Consider the following 18,355-nt stretch of genomic DNA (forward strand, 5'->3'; position numbering starts at 1 on the left):
TTTACAGGACTCACGACTGCTGCGCAGCCGAGCGGGAGCAAGCTCCCTCGCCACAGGTTTGTGGTGCTGGGTTCAAAGCCAGCAGGCATCCCACAGCGGGTAATCGCCAATTTTCTTGACCAGTCCTGCTCGCAAGGGATTGGCAACAATGTAACGGGCGAATGGCAAGAGTTCTTCGCCATCGCGGATTGCCCGATCGTGATAGCCGCTTTGCCAAAAAGCCCCTTCATTGTTTGACGCCCGGTTGATGCTGAGTGTGCTGCGAGATTTGGTGGCTTGCATGAGTTGCGCCAGGGAGCGTTGTTCGAGCTGTACCAACCAATGGAGGTGATCTGGCATGACAACCCAAGCTATTGAGTTGATCCACTTCTGGTCGTGGGCCCGCTTGAGTTCGGCAACTAACAGGCGTCCCAACTGCCAGTCAGTGAATATTCGGCGGCGTTGGTGCACAACCGCAGTGATGAGATAGGCCCGACCTTCTTCCGAAAAGCGTCCATGGCGCAGCAAATGTGAATTGGGGCGTGGATGCATTCCTTGTGTCCTTTTGTAGTGCTCCTCAATTGACCTTAGCCCTTGACCTACCTAGCTGAAGCTGCAACTTCTGCCTGAAATTTCCGAAAACCATGAAGGATCCAATTGAAGGTAGCGCTTTTGTGGCGAGGGAGCTTGCTCCCGCTGGGCTGCGAAGCGGCCCCAATCCCAGCAATCGTGATCTGCCAGGTAAAACCTGTGTGTTTGTTTTGCGACTGCTGCGCAGCCGAGCGGGAGCAAGCTCCCTCGCCACAGGGTGATGTTGTCTGAAAGGACTTTTCCCGAGAGTTGTCGCTGAATGTTGTGGTTTATAGAGTGGAAAGCCCTGTAGAAAGCTTTTTATACTGCACGCCCCGCTGATCTTGCAGGTTTTGTTCTGCAAGACGCGTCCGCCTACGAGGCAGGCCCGGTTTCACCTGACACTGGCTTGTCGGTCGGCGCTTCGACACTCGGTGTGTCATATCCAATAACAAGGAGGTTGTACCCCTATGCCAATCGGCAATCATCTGTCTCACGGCGAGACCGCTCAGGGCGGCCCGCTTAAACGCGAACTGGGCGAACGGCATATCCGTTTGATGGCGCTCGGTGCCTGTATCGGCGTCGGCCTGTTCCTGGGTTCGGCCAAGGCCATCGAAATGGCCGGCCCGGCCATCATGCTGTCCTACATCATGGGCGGTCTGGCGATCCTGGTGATCATGCGCGCCCTCGGCGAGATGGCCGTGCACAACCCGGTCGCCGGTTCGTTCAGCCGTTATGCACAAGACTACCTCGGCCCATTGGCGGGCTTTCTGACCGGCTGGAACTACTGGTTCCTGTGGCTGGTGACCTGCGTCGCCGAAATCACCGCGGTGGCGGTGTACATGGGCGTCTGGTTCCCCGATGTGCCGCGCTGGATCTGGGCACTCGCCGCATTGGTCAGCATGGGCTCGATCAACCTGATCGCGGTGAAAGCCTTCGGTGAGTTCGAATTCTGGTTCGCCCTGATCAAAATCGTCACCATCATTGCGATGGTGGTCGGCGGCATCGGCGTGATCGCGTTCGGCTTCGGCAATGACGGTGTAGCCCTGGGGATTTCCAATCTCTGGGCCCACGGCGGCTTTATGCCCAACGGCGTGCAAGGCGTGTTGATGTCCCTGCAAATGGTGATGTTCGCCTATCTCGGCGTCGAGATGATCGGCCTGACCGCCGGTGAAGCGAAGGACCCGCAGAAGACCATCCCCAATGCGATCGGCTCGGTGTTCTGGCGGATTCTGCTGTTCTACGTCGGCGCCTTGTTCGTGATCCTGTCGATTTACCCATGGAACGAAATCGGCACCCAGGGCAGCCCGTTCGTGATGACCTTCGAGCGTCTGGGCATCAAGACCGCCGCCGGCATCATCAACTTCGTGGTGATCACCGCCGCGCTGTCGTCCTGCAACGGCGGCATCTTCAGCACCGGGCGCATGCTCTACAGCCTGGCGCAGAACGGTCAGGCCCCGGCCGGTTTCGCCAAGACCTCGAACGGCGTGCCGCGTCGCGCGCTGTTGCTGTCGATCGGTGCTTTGCTGCTCGGCGTGCTGCTCAACTACCTGGCGCCTGAGAAGGTCTTCGTCTGGGTCACCGCGATTGCCACCTTCGGCGCGATCTGGACCTGGGCGATGATCCTGCTGGCCCAGCTCAAGTTCCGCAAAGGCCTGAGCGCCAGCGAGCGTGCTGGCCTCAAATACCGCATGTGGCTGTATCCGGTCAGTTCTTATCTGGCGCTGGCGTTCCTGGTGCTGGTGGTCGGCCTGATGGCGTACTTCCCGGACACTCGCGTGGCGCTGTATGTCGGGCCTGCCTTCCTGGTGCTGCTGACGGTGTTGTTCTACATGTTCAAGCTGCAACCGGCCAATGTGCCGCAAGGCGCTGTGCGTTCGGCGTCTTGAACCTGTAACGCCAGCCATACACAAGCCCCGGTCGAGATGACCGGGGCTTGTGTATTTTAAACGGCTGCCACTGGTATCGGCGTGCTCAACCGCCTGTTGAAATCCAGCCAGGCCCCCAGCAACGCCATCAACCCGACCCCCAGCATCGCGCTGAATAGTTGCATCCCCAATGCATTCCCGCCCAAGGCGTTGAGCATGTCCGCCAACGGCGCCAGCAACACGCCAAAGCAGAACACTTCCAGGGAATAGCGGCCCATGCGACAGCTTTGTCGCGCCAGCCAGTGTTGCGTCCAGCCCGTGTCCGGCAACAATCTGGCGGTGACGTAGGCGAGGGCGAGGAAGTGCAGCAGGCGCGCTGGCGAGAGGTGGGTCTTGCTGATCGGATAGAGCCATTCGCCGAGCCGCTGGGGCATGAAGGCGTCATGCACGGTCGGCCACTTCCACGACAGCGCGATCAGCCCGGTGATCAGCAAATAGCTCAGCGCTGCGATGAAAACCGGCTGCCGAGCCAGCGGTCGGGGTTGCGGCGCCCCAGGTCTTTGCCCATGAATCGCCGTCGCGCCACCGAGAATGAACAGCAGCTGCCAGGCCATCGGATTGAAAAACCACATGGCCCCGTCGGCACCCGCCAGGTTCCACTGCAGCCATGGCGCCAACAGGTACACCACCACCGACAACCCCACCACGTATTCAGCCTTGCGCAGCAGCATCGGTAGCACCGGGGGCAGGCCGAGCAGCAACAGAATGTACAGGGGCAGCGGGTCCATCAGGTTCGGCTTGAAGCGCAGCAGCAACTCATCCATCAATGCCTGCTGGGGGTTGCTGAGGAAATACTGCAAGCCCATTTCCTGCACCAGATCGCGGGTTTCCACATGGCTGTTGGCGAAAAACACGATGCCCATCAACAGCGCCAGCAAAAAGATATGCACCACATAAAGCACCCAGGCCCGCCGCAGGATTTTCACCGTGGCGACCATGAAACCGTCGCGCCGGGCGATTTTTCCATAGGCCAGTACGGCCGCGTAACCGGCCAGGAACACGAAAATCTCCGCCGCATCGCTGAAGCCGAAGTTACGCACCGTGAACTGGGCGAGCGGGTTCTGCGGCACGTGATCCCAGAAGATGAAGATCAGGGCCAGGCCGCGGAAAAAGTCGATTCGGTGATCGCGTTCAAACGTCATGACGGCGGGCTCTTGAACGGGGTTGTCGGGGAGGAGCGAGCGGTGCGGCGATCCTACAGCGGCGCGCAGGGTGCCGTGATTCACCGGGAATTGCAAAAGGCTGGATATTACCTAATGTCTCAGTTGCCTGAAGCAAGCGAATTGAACGGCGTGGCCGTCGGTCTGCCGGGCAGGTTGCGCACAAGGACGGCGCCTGATGGCATCTGTCGAACATCTACACTTCATTTCTCAGGAGTGTGAAACGTGAAGGTTTCGCTGATCGTTCCGGTATTCAACGAAGAGCAGGCGATCAGTCTGTTCCATCAGGCGGTGCGCCGTGAGTTGAAACTTGACCCTTATGACGTCGAGATCGTGTTCATCAACGACGGCAGTACCGACCGAACGGCCGAGGAGGCCAAAGCGCTGGCCCAGGCCGATGAACAGGTATTGCTGATCAATTTCTCGCGCAATTTCGGCAAGGAGCCGGCGTTGTTTGCCGGGCTGGAATATGCCACCGGCGATGCGGTGATCCCCATGGACGTGGACCTGCAGGATCCGATCAGCGTTATCCCACGGTTGATTGCCGAGTGGCAGAAGGGCGCCGACGTGGTGCTCGCCAAACGTCGGGATCGTGCTAGCGACACTTATCTGAAACGCCACAGTGCGGCGATGTTCTACCACTTGCTGAACAGAATTTCCTACACCCGGATTGAAGAAAACGTCGGGGATTTCCGGCTCATGGACCGCAAGGTGGTCAATGTGATTCGCGCACTTCCCGAGCATCAGTTGTTCATGAAAGGCGTTCTGTCGTGGGCCGGTTTCACGTCCGTGGTGGTGGAATACGAGCGAGCCCGGCGAGTGGCGGGAAGCAGCAAGTTCAATGGCTGGAAGCTGTGGAACCTGGCGCTGGAAGGCATTACTTCGTTCAGCACCGTGCCGTTGCGATTGTGGACTTACATCGGTGGCGGCATTTCGGTTTTCGCGGTGTTGTACGCGGTGTACATGGTGCTGGACAAGATTTTCTTTGGTAACAGCGTTCCCGGTTATCCGTCGTTGATGACAGCCATTCTGTTTCTCGGCGGCGTACAGCTGATCGGCATTGGCATCCTCGGTGAGTACATCGGTCGTATCTATATCGAAGCCAAACACCGTCCCCGTTATGTGGTTAAGGACGTCATCGGCGGCAAAGACCGACTAGGGCTTTAGCATGGGCAGATTGAGCGATGTGTTCAGCAGTGAACTCGGGCGTCGTCGGGTCTGGCTGTTTTTTCAGATCGCGACCCTGGTTTATGTCATTCCGCTGATCCTCGCGGACTACCCCTACATCGATGACAACTGGCGCTCGCTGTCGGCCGGTACTGCCTGGGCAGGGCAGGGGCGATTGTTCACCGAGCTGTTCTACAACCTGCTGACTTTCAGCGATGCCGCGCCGAACATCTTTCCGTTGCCGCTGTTGATCGCCACGCTGGCCATGGCTTTTGCGCTGACCAGCCTGACGTTCCATTACTACCCGCAGCCGACGATGTCCCGCTGCCTGGTGGTGTTGCCGCTCTGGTACAACCCGTTCTTCCTGCAGAACCTGTCGTATCAATACGACGGGCCGGCCATTGCCTTGAGCCTGGTGGCAGTGATCTATGCAATCACGTTTCGTCACGCCTCGCGCATTCTGCAATGGCTGGTGCCGGCCTTCCTGATTGCGCTGGCGCTGGGGCTCTATCAGGTGAGCCTGAATGTGTTTCTGGGCCTGTGTTGCCTGGAACTGCTCCGGGGCGCGTATGACAAGTGGACCTGGCCACAGTGGTGCGAGTTGATCGGCTGGAAAATCGCCCAGGCGGGGCTCGGCGGGTTGATCTACAGCGTCACGGCCTATCCGTACATGAATCAGAATCGCGCCTTGTTGCTGAACTGGGCGGCGGCGCCCTGGCTGCAAGTTGAAATCAACATCGGCCGCGTGCTGGAAAAAGTCGTGCTGTTGTTTCACGGCGGATTCGCCTGGGTGTTCGCCGCGCTGCTGCTGTGTGCCATCGCGGGTAGCGTACGTCTGGCCAGGAACGTGATCGAACGCCAGGACGCGGCGCTGAGAAAAGTCGTGATGGGGCTGGTCTGCGTGCTGACCGTGCCGGTCGTGACCTTGCTGGTGTCGGGGGCCGCGCTGTTTTTCCGCGACTTCAATGAAGGCGCCAGAACCTTGATGGGTTTCGCGGTGCTGTTGGTGCTGCTGTTCTATTTGAGCCATCTGGCGCTGACGTCCATCCATGAGCGGCTGACGATGTTGCTGGTGGTTCCGCTGCTGGCCATGCTTTCGCTGTCCTACGCTTATGGCCGCGTGCTGACAGTGCAGAACACCTTTGCATCCAGCGCGTTGTTTTCCCTGGGGCATGACATTGCGTCCCATCGGCAATTGCGCGAGGCCAAGCGCATCTACATGTCGGTGAGTTACTCCGATCACTGGTTGGTGGAGGCTGCGGGCTCGTTCAAGCAGATGCCGGTTTTGCATTATCTGCTGAACATCAATTTCTACATGCTGGCGGAAAACCTGCCGAAAGCAGGCATCACCAACGTGGTCGCGGAGAGGGAGCGGCGCAACGCGACACTGGTGGGTTACCAGGGTTATCCGCCGCTGGTGGAGAGCAAGTTCTACAGTCTCTATCTGTTGGGTGACTACGGTTTCATCGTGATGAAAGAGCCGACTCCGATCACCGCGCTTGCGTGGTGAAGCCGGTGAGTGCCTCTTCGACCTGTCCCAAACGCTTTCCATCCCGGGTTGCCGACGGGGCAGGTCTGCTGGCGGTGCTGGCGATCGCGTTGTTTGCGAGGTTTCACGCCATCACCGTGCCGGTCATCTGGTACGACGAGGCCTACAGCATACTGCTGGCCGAGGGCTCGCCTGCGTCTATCTGGGCCACGACGGCTCGGGATGTTCATCCGCCGCTTTACTATGCCTTGCTGCATTTCTGGATGTTGTTGTTCGGTAATGGCGTGTTGTCTGCGCGGTCCCTGAGTGCACTGGCCGATGTCGGCACGCTGTTGCTGTGCATGAAATTGATAAGTCTGGTGGCCACGCGAAGAGCAATCTGGATCGCGGCATTGTTGTTGGCATTGCTACCGATATCGGTGCGCTACAGCCAGGAAGTGCGAATGTACACCTTGCTCGGCTTTTGGCTGATGGGCGCGACCGTGGCGTTGGTGTGCTGGGTCAGGGCAGCGGATCAAAAACGTTATCCGGTCTTTTACGTGCTGCTGATGACGGCTGCGTTCTACACGCATTACTTCGCTGCGTTGGGCGTGTTGGTGCATTGGCTTTTTTGGTGGCTAGAGCGCAAGGCCCAAGGCACGGTACCTGTTCGTGCGTGGATCTTGGCCAACAGTGCGATCGTTGTGTTGTACCTGCCGTGGATACCGCCTCTCATCCGCCAACTGCTGCGAATGGACGGGCTCGAATGGATACCGCCACTCACTTGGCGGACGGTGCTGACTTTCGTTTGGCAACTTGTGGTGATGGAGGGTTCAGCCAGTGACTTGTGGCGCATGACTCCTTTAGTTTTGATCATTGTTTGCGCCGCTGCGGTGCTGCTCAAGGCACGCAATGAGCGACCTTTCAGCGTCTTGCTGGTGGGCTATTTTTTTGTGCCGGTACTGACCGTGTTTCTGGTGTCGCTGATCGTTCCGGTTTTCAACGCCAGATACCTGGTGTTCGCAGCCACTGCGTTGCCCCTTATCGTTGCGCTCGCGCTGGACACATGGGGCCAACGCCACGCCGCCCTTGCCGCTGTCGCCCTGGTTTTTATTGTGTGGGCAGAAGTCCACGGGCTTTCGGCGGTTTACGCACAAACGGATGAGATGAACGGGACAAGCATTCGCAAAGACGCGAGGCTGGACGCCGTGGTCGCGGCTCTCGGTCGCGAAGTCCGTCCGGGTGACGAGATCATTTTGGATAACCTGTATTGGTACTTGCCGTTCACGTACTACAACTCGACAGGCATCCAGCCGAGGCTATACGTCTTCAAAGCACCGATAGGCACCCTTTGGGGAACCGCCGAATATGGCGGTTGGGCACTCATCCCCCGTCACCTGCACTCGATTTTCTTCAACGATTTTTCGACCCTGAAACTGAATGCCAGGCGAGTCTGGTGGGTCACGGGCTACGCTCGTCCTGAACATGACGCCTTGTTTCCCAAACACTGGAAACAGGCGCAGACGCTAAGGGAAGGGGACAGTGAAGCCCGCTTGTTCATCCTGGAGGACGCGCCAACCCCTGAGGTTGGCGCGCAAACACGTCCTACGCAGCCGCCGCTTCATTAGGCTCAAAACTGTCCGCCCGCGCCATCTGCCACATCCGCGAGTAAAACTCGCCATTCACTTCTCCGGTGAGCAATTCGCCTGGCTTGAGGAACACATGCAACTGCGAGAACAGTTTGATCTCTGTGGCCGACATGCGCCGCACCAGATGCTTGGCCGACAATTGCGAAGGATGTTCCAGGCCCGCGGCGGCGAGCATTTCGGCCAGGGCTTTGAGCGTGTTGCGGTGGAAGTTGAACACGCGCTGGGCCTTGTCCGGAACCACCAGCGCGCGTTGGCGCAGGGTGTCCTGGGTGGCGACGCCGGTCGGGCATTTGTTGGTGTGGCAGCTTTGCGACTGGATGCAGCCGATGGCGAACATGAAGCCGCGCGCCGAGTTGGCCCAGTCGGCGCCGATGGCCAGAACGCTGGCGATGTCGAAGGCGCTGACGATCTTGCCGCTGGCGCCGAGTTTGATCTTGTCTCGCAGGTTCAGGCCCACCAGCGTGTTGTGCACGAACAACAGGCCTTCGCGCATCGGCACACCGATGTGGTCGGTAAACTCCACCGGTGCGGCGCCGGTGCCACCTTCCTTGCCGTCGACGACGATGAAGTCCGGAAGGATGCCGGTTTCCAGCATGGCCTTGGCGATGCCCATGAATTCCCACGGGTGGCCCAGGCAAAACTTGAAGCCCACCGGTTTGCCGCCGGACAGTTCGCGCAGTTGCGCGATGAAGTGCATCAGTTCGATCGGCGTGGAAAACGCGCTGTGGCGCGACGGTGAGATGCAGTCTTCGCCCATCAGGATGCCACGGGTTTCGGCGATTTCCTTGGTGACCTTGTGCTTGGGCAGGATCCCGCCATGGCCGGGTTTGGCGCCTTGGCTCATCTTGATTTCAATCATTCGCACTTGCGGAGTCTGTGCCTGGGCGGCGAAGCGTTCCGGATCGAAGCGGCCATCGGCGGTGCGGCAGCCGAAGTAGCCGCTGCCCAGTTCCCAGGTCAGGTCGCCGCCGTTCTCCCGGTGATAAGCGCTGATGCTGCCTTCGCCGGTGTCATGGGCGAAGTTGCCGAGTTTGGCGCCTTGGTTCAACGCACGAATGGCGTTGGCGCTGAGGGAGCCGAAGCTCATGGCCGAGATGTTGAACACCGACGCCGAGTACGGCTGGGTGCACTGCGGGCCACCGACCGTTACGCGAAAACCGCTTGGATCGCTCAACGGCGCCGGGCGCATCGAGTGGCCGATGAATTCGAAACCCGACTGATACACATCGATCAGCGTGCCGAAAGGTTTGTCGGCGCTTTCATTCTTGGCCCGCGAATACACCAGTGAGCGCTGGGCCCGGGAGAAGGGCAGGGCATCGCTGTCGGACTCGAGCAGGTACTGGCGGATTTCCGGGCGAATGCCCTCCACCAGATAACGAATATTGCCCAGGATCGGGTAGTTTCGGCGCACGGCGTGGGGGCTTTGCCGCAGGTCGAACAGGCCTATCAGGCTGAGGATGCCGGTGACGGCGGTGAACGGCCAGAGCCAGTCGTATTCCAGAAAGGGCAGGCTGGCGAGGGTAAACATCACGCAGACGGCAAAGAAGGCGTAGCGGCTCAGGAGTGACAGGCTCATACGGTTTCCTTGGGTTCGGACTCGGTAATTGTAGGGCAGTGGCATACAGGTTTTTGTGGCGAGGGGGCTTGCCCCCGCTCGGCTGCGCAGCAGTCGCAAAACCTACTGACGGGGTTTGTCTGACTGAACGCATTGCCTGTTTTGGGATCGCTTCGCGATCCAGCGGGAGCAAGCTCCCTCGCCACAGAGAGCTCCTGTGCCAGAACAGGGTTGTCAGGCATTCTGCGCCTGGAGAAATAACGAAAACAGCTCGGGCCGGGATTTGATCCACATTTTGTCAGGTGTTCAGGCCGCTGTTTTTGTCTGGCGCACCGGCAACCGGACCCGAAACGTGGTGCCCACCCCGACTTCGCTACGTACCGAAATATCGCCCTGGTGTTTTTTCACGATGCCATAGGACAGGGACAACCCGAGCCCCGTCCCCTGGCCCACCGGTTTGGTGGTGAAGAACGGGTCGAATATTTTTTGCAGGCTGTCCGGTTCGATGCCGGATCCGGTGTCCTCGACTTCGATCGACACCGTTTCGCCTTCAAACCCGGTGCGCAACGTGATGGTGCCCCGGTCCGGCCCCATGGCCTGAGACGCGTTGACGATCAGGTTCATGATCACCTGATTGATTTGCGACGGCAGGCATTCGATGTCGGGCAGGTCTTGATACTCCTTCACCACATCGGCCTTGTACTTGAGTTCATTGGCGACGATGTTCAGGGTCGACTCGATGCCCTGTTGCAGATTGGCCCACTGCCATTCCTGATTGGAGTCCACGCGGGAGAAGTCCTTCAGGTCTTTGACGATCTGCCCGACCCGGTTGATCCCGTCCTTGGACTCCTTGATCAGCAGCGGAATGTCCTCGCGCAGAAAGTCCAGTTCGATCCGTTCGCGCAACTGGCCGAGACGGTCGATGACTTCGCTTGAAGCAATGGCCGTTTCCGCCCCTCGATAGGCATCGAGCATTTCCTGCAGTTGTTTGAAGTAGCCATCGAGGGCACCGAGGTTGGAGGAAATGAAGCCGATGGGGTTATTGATTTCATGGGCGACGCCCGCTGCCAGTTGCCCCAGAGAGGCGAGCTTTTCCGACTGCACCAACTGGCTTTCCAGTTGTTTACGCTCGTCTATTTCCCGCTGCAACGCCTCGCTGGCCTGTTTGAACTGGGTCGTTCGCTGCTCCACCAGATGCTCCAGATGGCTCATCTGAATGGAAGCCCGTTCGGTCATGTCCCATTTGGTGAGGAGGGTGTTGGCCATCTGCTGGACTTCAATGTTATCGAACGGTTTTTTCAGGATCAGCAGGCGATCGTGGGCCTGCAAGCGGTCCAGCAGTTCATCCCAGGAATAGTCGGAATAGGCGGTGCACACCACCACTTGCAGTTGCGGGTCTTCGTGCCACAGGTGTTCGATGGTCTGTGCACCGTCCCAGCCCTCAGGCATGCGCATGTCGACGAAGGCCAGGGCGTAAGGGCGGTTTTCCTTTAATGCCTGGATAAGTTTGCCCAGCCCCTCCTGGCCGCCATAAGCCGAATCCAGTTCGAATAGAGCGCTGGCGGATTTTACTTCGCTGCCGAACAGCGCGGCCTCCATTTCGTCCAGTTCTGCATGTTGCGCCGACATCGGGGTGAGGATCTTGCGAAAGTCTTCATGGATGGACGGCGTGTCATCGATCAGCAGAATGCGTCGGTTCAAATGCTCGCTCATGCTTCCACCGTTACGGGTTTGAGCGGGATCTGCAAGGTGAACAGGGCACCTTTGCCCGGCCCGTCGCTGTGGACGGTGAGGTGGCCGTTCATCTCGATCGCGGCCAGGGCGCAGCTGTGCAGGCCGAAGCCGTGACCTTCCTTGCGGGTCGTGAAGCCGTGGGCAAAGATCCGCGTCATGTTCTCCGGCGCGATGCCTTCGCCGTCATCCTTGACGCTGATTTGCAGGATCGTGCCCTCGACGACTTTTACCCCAAGGGTCATTTGCCGCTGGCGGTTGCTGAGGTCGGACATGGCGTACTTGGCGTTGCTGATCAGGTTGATCAGAATCAGCAACAAGCGGTGCTTGTCGCCCATGACCTGCGGCACGTCGCCGTACTCCTTGACCACCGTGACGTGATGCCGGGTCAGGGCGCCGGCGTTCATGCGCAGGGCGTCCTCCAGCAGTTCGTTGATGTGCAGCGGTTCCATCAGGCTGCCGGCTCCCGCGTAGGATTGCTGGGTGGCGACGATGTCCTTGATGTGGTCGACGCTCTTGCTCAGTTGGGCGAGTTCGTCGGCCATGCCTTGCTGTTCGAGGGCGATGGCGTCCACCAGTTGATTCAGGTAGCCGGGCAGCAGTTTTCCTTTCTCGTCCTGGGTCAGAAAGGTGCCCAGGTCGCTTTGATGTTCGTTGATCAGCTGCATCGCCCTGCCCAGCCCCAGGGCCTTGCTGCTACGCAGTTTGCGGGTGACCAGGTCGGCCGAGATGTTCACGCTGTTGAGTACGTTGCCGACGTTGTGCAGCACATTGGTGGCGATTTCGGCCATGCCGGCCTGGCGCGCGGTGTCGAGCAGTTCGCTCTGGGTGTCCTTGAGTTCGCGGGTGCGCTCTTCGACCCGTTGTTCGAGGACGTCGTTGGCGGTCTGCAGGGCTTTGTTGACGCGATTGATCACCGTGAAACTGCGCATCAGGCGAATCGCCATATACAGCAGCAACAGCACCAATAGCGTGGAAAACACCAGCATGAACAAGTGGTAGCGCTGGTTGATGGAGTCGGTGCGTTGTTGATCCTGATTGAGCAGGCCATTGATGTCATCGAGGCGTTCCGCCACCGGGATGGCGGCGATGTTCTCGAGCAGCCGATTGACGATGGGCTGTTCACGCAGGATCAGCGCGATATGGTTGCTCAGTATCGTGATCGGGCTGTGAAACTGTTCCGGCAATCGCTCCTTGTTCACGTCCAGTTTGTTCAAACCCACCAGAATCTGGGCGGCCTTGTCGTCGGAGGTCACCTGGGCGAACTCCAGGCTGCTGAGCAACAAGTCATAGGTGTCGGTGGCGATGTTCTGCAACCGCAGTTTGTTTTCGTCCGGCAGAGCGGCCAGTTGGCCCAGGATATCGTCTTCGGCGGTCGGTAAAAATGCCAGGGAGTTACGCAGCACGGCGTTATGGGATTTGAACTGCTCCACCAGTCGGGTCTTTTCCTTGATGGTCGCCAGATAAGCTTCATGACTGGCCTTCCACACTGGCGCGTCCTTGCGACCATTAGCCGTTTCGAGCTTGTCGAATTGCTCCCACCGACCTGTCAGCTCGGTCAGGGGCGAGACCAACGGATCGTAGTTATGCGTGATGGCAATCCTGGACTTGAGGATTTCGGTTTCCCATTGGGCGTTCAGCTGTTTCATGTGGCGGATCAGGTCCCGGGACTCGGTATAGGTCGAGGCCTGGCCCGAGTTGGACTGCAAGTACAGGAACAGCAGTATCGAGGCGAGCAGCAGGGCGACGCAGGTGAGCAACAGCAGGCTGAGACGGGGCGATATTTTCATAACGGCTTGCCTCCCCATTCACCGGTCAGGGTCTTGAGAAACTTGATGATCAGGGCCTTGTCCTGGTCAGAGGGCACACGACCGAGCTGGAACTTGAACATCACGTCGACCGCCTCTTCGAGGGTTTTTGCCGAGCCGTCATGAAAGTACGGTGCGGTCACGGCGACATTGCGCAGGCTCGGAACCTTGAACACGTTGCGGTCCTCCTCGGCCTGGGTGACCAGATAGCGGCCCAGATCGGCTTCGGTGGGATTGCCTCGAACCTGGAAGTAATCGCCCATGACCCCGAATTTCTGGAACATGTTGCCGCCGATGTTCACCCCCTGATGGCAGGCAATGCAGCCATAGTCCTTGAAGCGTTGGTAACCGTACTTTTCTTCGGTCGTGAGAATCTCGGTGTTGCCCAGCAGGTACTGGTCGAAACGCGAGTTGGCGCTGATCAGCGTGCGCTCGTAGGTGGCCAGGGCATTTTGCACGTTGTTCATGGTCACGCCGTCCGGGTAGGCCTTGGTGAAAGCGCTTTTGTAATCAGGGTCGGCGGACAGCACTTCGACCACATGCTCCCAATGACTGCCCATTTCGCTGGGGCTCTGCACCACTTCGTGGGCCTGTGTTTCCAGGGTGTCGGCGCGCCCGTTCCAGAATTGCCGGAAGTTCAGGCTTGAGTTGAACACGCTGGGGGTATTGATCGTCAGGGGATCGCCTTTGAAGCCGACAGACAACGCCTTGTCGTCGGCACCGCCGATTTCCAGGCGATGGCAACTGGCGCAGGACAGGCGGTTGTTGACCGACAGGCGTGGCTCGTTGAACAAGCGGCGACCGAGTTCGACTTGCAAGGGATTCTGCTGGGGCACCGCGGGCAAGGGTTTGAGCGGTTCGTCCAGCGGCTCGCCATTGGCCATCAGACAACATCCGAGTAGAGGCGCGAGAAGCAGGTAGTAGAAGGCGCGCGACATCATGGGATTCCTTGGCTGGTGGCCAGAGTGTCGTTGCACGTCGCTCATGTGGCGGCGGATGGCGCGGGTTTCACGGACGTCAAATATTGCACGAAGGCATCCGGTTCCACGGCTTTGCTGAAGTAGTAACCCTGGCCTTCCTCACACTGGAGGGCCTTGAGGAAATTCAGTTGTTCGAGGGTTTCCACCCCTTCGGCAATGACGGTCAGTTTCAGGCTCTTGCCCAGGCTGATGATGGCGCTGACCAGGGCCGCGTCGTTGCTGTCACGGCTCAGGCCACGAATGAACGACTGGTCGATTTTCAGCACATCGATGGGAAACCGTTGCAAATAACTCAGGCTGGAATACCCGGTGCCGAAGTCATCGATGGCCAGCCGCACGCCCAATGCCTTGAGCCGGTTCAGCGCGACCATGGTGGCCTCGACGTTTTGCATCAAAACGCCTTCGGTGATTTCCAGCTCCAGCAAGGCCGGTTCCATACCGGTTTGCTTGAGTATCTGTTCGATGCCTTCGACAAAATCCCGCTGACGGAAATCGATGGCTGACACGTTCACCGACATAGAAATCTTCGGCAGACCGTTCGCTTGCCAGGCGCAGGCTTGCCGACAGGCCTGGGCCAGCACCCATTTGCTCAACGGTACGATCAAGCCGCTGTCTTCGGCCACGCCGATGAAGTCGGTAGGGAAGACCCAGCCTTGCCCCGGTTTTTTCCAGCGGATCAATGCCTCGGCGCCGACCACCTTGCCGCTGCCCAGGTCGAGTTTGGGCTGGTAGTGCAGGACAAATTCGTCCCGTTCCAGCGCCAGGCGAATGCCCGATTCGATGGTCTGCTGTTCCCGGGCGCGCTGGTTCATCTCATCGATGAAAAAGCTGAAATCGTTCGGGCCGCTTTCCTTGACGTTGCGCATGGCAGTTTCGGCTTTCTTGATCAGTGCAATGGCATCGAAACCGTCATCGGGGTAGATGCTGATGCCCAGGCTGGCCGTCACGCTCAGGTCGTGACCGGCGACGTGCTGGGGCGCGCGTATGGCGTTCAAGAGTTTTTCGGCGATGCCCTTGGTCTGTTGGGGGTGGTGGATGTCAGCCAGGATCACCACAAATTCATCGGAGCCGTAGCGAAACACCGAGTCGGACGCGCGCACGTTGGCGACCAGGCTTTGCCCGACCCGTTTGAGCATCTCGTCACCGGTGGGATGACCCAACGCATTGTTGATGCGTTTGAAGCGATCGAGTCCCAGAAACATCACCGCCAGTTGTTTGTCATGGCGTCTGGACAGGGCAAGGGACTGGTTCAGCCGGTCACCCAGCAAGGTGCTGTTGGGCAACTCGGTCAACACGTCGTACTGCAACAGGTGAGACACCTTGAGCAGTTCGTGGACCCGGGCTTCGATGGTTTGCTCCAGACTCAGCACTTTCATCGCCGCGTCCTGCGCCATCTGCCATTTCCAGGTCAGGGCGCTGGCCATCTGGCGGATTTCCAGGCTGTCGAAGGGTTTTTTCAGCACCAGTAACTGATCACCGAATTCCAGCCGTTCGGCCATGGCTTCCCAGGTGTAATCGGAGAAGGCGGTGCACAGCGCGATTTGCAGATGAGGATCAGCCTTCCAGAGTCGTTCGATGGTTTCCAGACCGTCCCAGCCTGGCGGCATGCGCATGTCGGTGAACGCCAGGGCATAAGGGCGACCTTCGGCCAGGGCGCGATTGACCAGTTCGAGCGCTTCCTGGCCCTGGTAGGCGGAGTCGAGCTGGAACGTCGGCCGAGTTGGCTGCTGGCTGCCAAACAGCGCCGCTTCAGTACCGGCCAGAGTTTGTTCATCGTCGGTCTCGGCGCCGAGAATCTTGCGAAAGTCCTGATGGATCGAGGGTGTGTCGTCAATGATCAGGATGCGCCGATTGGCCTGGATGAACGAAGTCTTCATTCCTTGTCCTCCGTGGCACGCCGCGAATCGCCCGGTATTGATCCGGGACCAAGGTTCGCATGCACGATGCTCCCGGCCTTCAGCAACTCGGCGGCTTGCTGGCTGCTGACCGCTTTGCTGAAGTAGTAACCCTGGGCGTTCATCGGTGAGCCGGTGGCCATCAGCGAAGTGCGCTGCTCCTGGGTTTCGACGCCTTCGGCGATGATGCCGATCCCGACGTCGCGGGCGAAATTGATGATGGCCCGCAAGGTGGTGGCGCTGGCCGCGTCGTGAGCGGCGGTGTCGATGAACGCCTGAGCGAGTTTCAGGTGATTGACCTGGTAAGTCTTGAGGTAGTCGAACGAAGAGTATTCGGTGCCGAAGTCGTCGATGGCGATCTTCACCCCCAGTTCACGCAGGCGCGGCAGTACATCGTTGTGGGTCCACTTGGTCTGGGCCAGGGTCGCTTCGGTGACGTCGAAGCGCAGGTCCCATGGGCACAGTTCCCAGCGCGCGGTGGTACGCAGTACGTCGTAGATCAGCTCGGGACCACTCTTGAGCTGAGCCAGGGACAGTTTTATCGCCACCACCGGTGGCGCCATGCCTTCGTCTCGCCACTGGCGCATTTGCCGGCAGGCACGATCCAGCACCCAGTGACCGAGGGCGACGATGGTGCCGGTCTTTTCCGCCGCAGGCAGAAACGCCGGGGCTTCCAGCAAACCGCGCAGGGGGTGATTCCAGCTGACCTGGGCTTCCATCCCGAGGATCTTGCCACTGCTCAAGTCCACTTCCGGCCAGTAACTGAGTTCGAGTTGGTTGTGTTCGATGGCCGTTTTCAAGTCGTTGGCGATGGTCATGCGCTCGACCACTTCCTGATTGATCTCCTCGGAGTGAAAGTGGTACTGGTTGCGGCCCTTTTCCTTGGAGCGGTACAGCGCCATGTCGGCCTGGGTCAACAGGCTGTCGGCGCTGAGGCTGATCGGGGCGTAGCTGCTGATACCGATGCTGACCGAGACCCGCACATCATTGCCGGCCAGGGAGTAGGGCAGCACCAACGCATCACGGACCTTGGCGGCCAGGGCCGCGGAGTGGGTCGGATCGCTGACGTCCAGTTGCAGTATCGCGAACTCGTCGCCACCCAGGCGGGCGACCACGTCGTTTTCCCGCACGCAGCCTTTTATGCGTCGGGCGACCTCCTGCAATAACAGGTCGCCCACCGGGTGACCGAGGGTATCGTTGATGCGTTTGAAGTGATCCAGATCCAGGTAGAACATGGCGAACGGTGTGGCCCCGCGCCGTGCGGCGGCGAACGCCTGGTGCAGCCGCTCGATCAGCGTTGCGCGGTTGGCCAGCCCTGTCAGCCCGTCGGTACGGGCCAGCAGGGCGATTTTTTCCTCGGCCTGTTTGCGTTCGGTGATGTCGATGATGATGCCTTCGACTTCCAGCAAGCGGCCTTCATCGTCGCGCACCGGGATATAGCGGTTTTCGACCCAGCGCCAGTCACCGTCGCCGGTGCGCATCCGGAATTCGATGGAAGCACCCGCCGCATGGCGATCCAGCACCCGGGCCATGGCCGTGTCGACTTTCTCTTGATCGTCGGGGTGGATCAGCTCCTGAGCCCAGTTGGAGGATGCCACCAGGGCTGCCGCGACGTGGCCGTATTTGGTGATGTTGTGGGAGATGTACATCAGCGGAAACGACGGCTCACCCCGTAGCCGATACAGAATGGTCGGGCTGTTCTGCACGATGATGTTGGCGTCGGACAGCTCCCGGGTGCGCTCTTCGACCGCTTGCTCAAGCAAGGACATCTTCAGCGCCGCGTCTTCGGTCATTTGCCACTTGGCAGTCAATGCACTGGCCATCTGACGGATTTCGATGGCATCGAAGGGCTTTTTCAGGATCAGCAGGCGGTCGCCCAACTCCAGACGCTCGTCGATATCTTCCCAGGAATAGTCGGAATACGCGGTGCAGAGCGCCACTTGCAGCTTGGGATCGACCTGCCACAGGCGCTCGATGGTTTCCAGGCCGTCCCAGCCCGGCGGCATGCGCATGTCGATGAAGGCCATCGAGTAGGGAGAGTCATTCGCCAGCGCGGTCTCGACCTTGTCCAGCGCTTCGCGGCCCTGAAACGCGGAATCGATGATGAAACCTTGCGGCGATACCGACACAGCGGTTCCGAACAGGGCGTTTTCGGCGCTGGCCAGGCTGTCGTCTTCGTTCGATGGCGGGCTGAGAATCTTGGCAAAGTCCTCATGAATCGACGCGGTGTCGTCGACGATGAGAATCCGACGATTAGCCCGCGCAAGCAGCGTATTCACTGACATGCGCCTGGACCGACAGCAGTTTGGTGCGGTGAGCTCATAGAGGGTATCCCTTCCCTGATCGCTGGACGGAGCGGGCATCGTTTGGATCCGAGTGATCTGAGCATAGTCGCCAGGTCAGAAATTCGCCCGGTTGCCCGAAACGAATCATTTCCGGGGTCGGTCTGAAAATCATCTAGCCTG

Annotated in this window: 12 protein-coding genes; 4 read left to right on the plus strand and 8 right to left on the minus strand. The window is 59.3% G+C overall.

The window, feature by feature from the left end:
- Window positions 1-72: 72 nt before the first annotated feature.
- Entirely contained in the window at window positions 73-531 is a 459-nt protein-coding gene (locus LOY38_RS06350; RefSeq protein WP_258699282.1) for an REP-associated tyrosine transposase, read from the minus strand.
- 488 nt (window positions 532-1,019) lie between these two features.
- On the opposite strand from LOY38_RS06350, the gene LOY38_RS06355 reads away from it, so the two are divergent.
- The gene (locus tag LOY38_RS06355; RefSeq protein ID WP_258699283.1) at window positions 1,020-2,438 is read left to right on the plus strand and encodes an amino acid permease; all 1,419 of its coding nucleotides are present in this window, start codon (window positions 1,020-1,022) and stop codon (window positions 2,436-2,438) included.
- A gap of 56 nt (window positions 2,439-2,494) precedes the next feature.
- On the opposite strand, the gene LOY38_RS06360 is transcribed toward LOY38_RS06355, so the two are convergent.
- Window positions 2,495-3,619: an OpgC family protein gene (locus LOY38_RS06360; RefSeq protein ID WP_258699284.1), complete on the minus strand. Its 1,125-nt coding sequence runs from the start codon at window positions 3,617-3,619 to the stop codon at window positions 2,495-2,497.
- Between the two features lie 243 nt (window positions 3,620-3,862).
- On the opposite strand from LOY38_RS06360, the gene LOY38_RS06365 reads away from it, so the two are divergent.
- Genes LOY38_RS06365 through LOY38_RS06375 form a run of 3 tightly spaced genes read left to right on the plus strand, consistent with a single transcriptional unit; the run spans window position 3,863 to window position 7,900 of the window.
- Window positions 3,863-4,804, plus strand: a complete 942-nt coding sequence (locus tag LOY38_RS06365) for a glycosyltransferase family 2 protein (protein WP_258699285.1) — start codon at window positions 3,863-3,865, stop codon at window positions 4,802-4,804.
- Between the two features lies 1 nt (window position 4,805).
- Window positions 4,806-6,314 (plus strand): glucosyltransferase domain-containing protein, encoded by a 1,509-nt coding sequence (locus tag LOY38_RS06370; protein WP_258699286.1) that lies wholly within the window; start codon window positions 4,806-4,808, stop codon window positions 6,312-6,314.
- Window positions 6,311-7,900, plus strand: coding sequence for a glycosyltransferase family 39 protein (locus tag LOY38_RS06375; protein WP_258700672.1), 1,590 nt, complete (start codon window positions 6,311-6,313; stop codon window positions 7,898-7,900). Before LOY38_RS06370 ends, LOY38_RS06375 begins: the two co-directional genes overlap by 4 nt.
- Here LOY38_RS06375 and LOY38_RS06380 read toward each other — a convergent pair.
- The 6 genes from LOY38_RS06380 to LOY38_RS06405 form a co-directional block, all read right to left on the minus strand.
- Entirely contained in the window at window positions 7,878-9,497 is a 1,620-nt protein-coding gene (locus tag LOY38_RS06380; protein ID WP_258699287.1) for an FMN-binding glutamate synthase family protein, read from the minus strand. The genes LOY38_RS06375 and LOY38_RS06380 overlap by 23 nt on opposite strands.
- 285 nt (window positions 9,498-9,782) lie before the next feature.
- Window positions 9,783-11,189: an ATP-binding protein gene (locus LOY38_RS06385; RefSeq protein WP_258699288.1), complete on the minus strand. Its 1,407-nt coding sequence runs from the start codon at window positions 11,187-11,189 to the stop codon at window positions 9,783-9,785.
- Entirely contained in the window at window positions 11,186-12,997 is a 1,812-nt protein-coding gene (locus tag LOY38_RS06390; protein WP_258699289.1) for a DAHL domain-containing protein, read from the minus strand. Before LOY38_RS06390 ends, LOY38_RS06385 begins: the two co-directional genes overlap by 4 nt.
- Window positions 12,994-13,953: a cytochrome-c peroxidase gene (locus LOY38_RS06395; protein ID WP_258700673.1), complete on the minus strand. Its 960-nt coding sequence runs from the start codon at window positions 13,951-13,953 to the stop codon at window positions 12,994-12,996. The genes LOY38_RS06390 and LOY38_RS06395 overlap by 4 nt, the downstream gene beginning before the upstream one ends.
- 44 nt (window positions 13,954-13,997) lie before the next feature.
- Window positions 13,998-15,872, minus strand: coding sequence for a bifunctional diguanylate cyclase/phosphodiesterase (locus LOY38_RS06400; protein ID WP_258699290.1), 1,875 nt, complete (start codon window positions 15,870-15,872; stop codon window positions 13,998-14,000).
- Window positions 15,869-18,175 carry an EAL domain-containing protein gene (locus LOY38_RS06405; protein ID WP_258699291.1) on the minus strand — a complete coding sequence of 769 codons (2,307 nt, stop codon included), beginning with the start codon at window positions 18,173-18,175 and terminating at the stop codon, window positions 15,869-15,871. The genes LOY38_RS06400 and LOY38_RS06405 overlap by 4 nt, the downstream gene beginning before the upstream one ends.
- Window positions 18,176-18,355 lie beyond the last annotated feature (180 nt).

The sequence above is a fragment of the Pseudomonas sp. B21-015 genome, assembly GCF_024749285.1.
Classification (GTDB): Bacteria; Pseudomonadota; Gammaproteobacteria; order Pseudomonadales; family Pseudomonadaceae; genus Aquipseudomonas.

Coding starts and splice junctions, on each gene's coding strand:
- LOY38_RS06350 (WP_258699282.1), bottom strand. CDS start 531: ATGCATCCACGCCCCAATTCACATTTGCTGCGCCATGGACGCTTTTCG.
- LOY38_RS06355 (WP_258699283.1), top strand. CDS start 1,020: ATGCCAATCGGCAATCATCTGTCTCACGGCGAGACCGCTCAGGGCGGC.
- LOY38_RS06360 (WP_258699284.1), bottom strand. CDS start 3,619: ATGACGTTTGAACGCGATCACCGAATCGACTTTTTCCGCGGCCTGGCC.
- LOY38_RS06370 (WP_258699286.1), top strand. CDS start 4,806: ATGGGCAGATTGAGCGATGTGTTCAGCAGTGAACTCGGGCGTCGTCGG.
- LOY38_RS06380 (WP_258699287.1), bottom strand. CDS start 9,497: ATGAGCCTGTCACTCCTGAGCCGCTACGCCTTCTTTGCCGTCTGCGTG.
- LOY38_RS06385 (WP_258699288.1), bottom strand. CDS start 11,189: ATGAGCGAGCATTTGAACCGACGCATTCTGCTGATCGATGACACGCCG.
- LOY38_RS06390 (WP_258699289.1), bottom strand. CDS start 12,997: ATGAAAATATCGCCCCGTCTCAGCCTGCTGTTGCTCACCTGCGTCGCC.
- LOY38_RS06395 (WP_258700673.1), bottom strand. CDS start 13,953: ATGTCGCGCGCCTTCTACTACCTGCTTCTCGCGCCTCTACTCGGATGT.
- LOY38_RS06400 (WP_258699290.1), bottom strand. CDS start 15,872: ATGAAGACTTCGTTCATCCAGGCCAATCGGCGCATCCTGATCATTGAC.
- LOY38_RS06405 (WP_258699291.1), bottom strand. CDS start 18,175: ATGTCAGTGAATACGCTGCTTGCGCGGGCTAATCGTCGGATTCTCATC.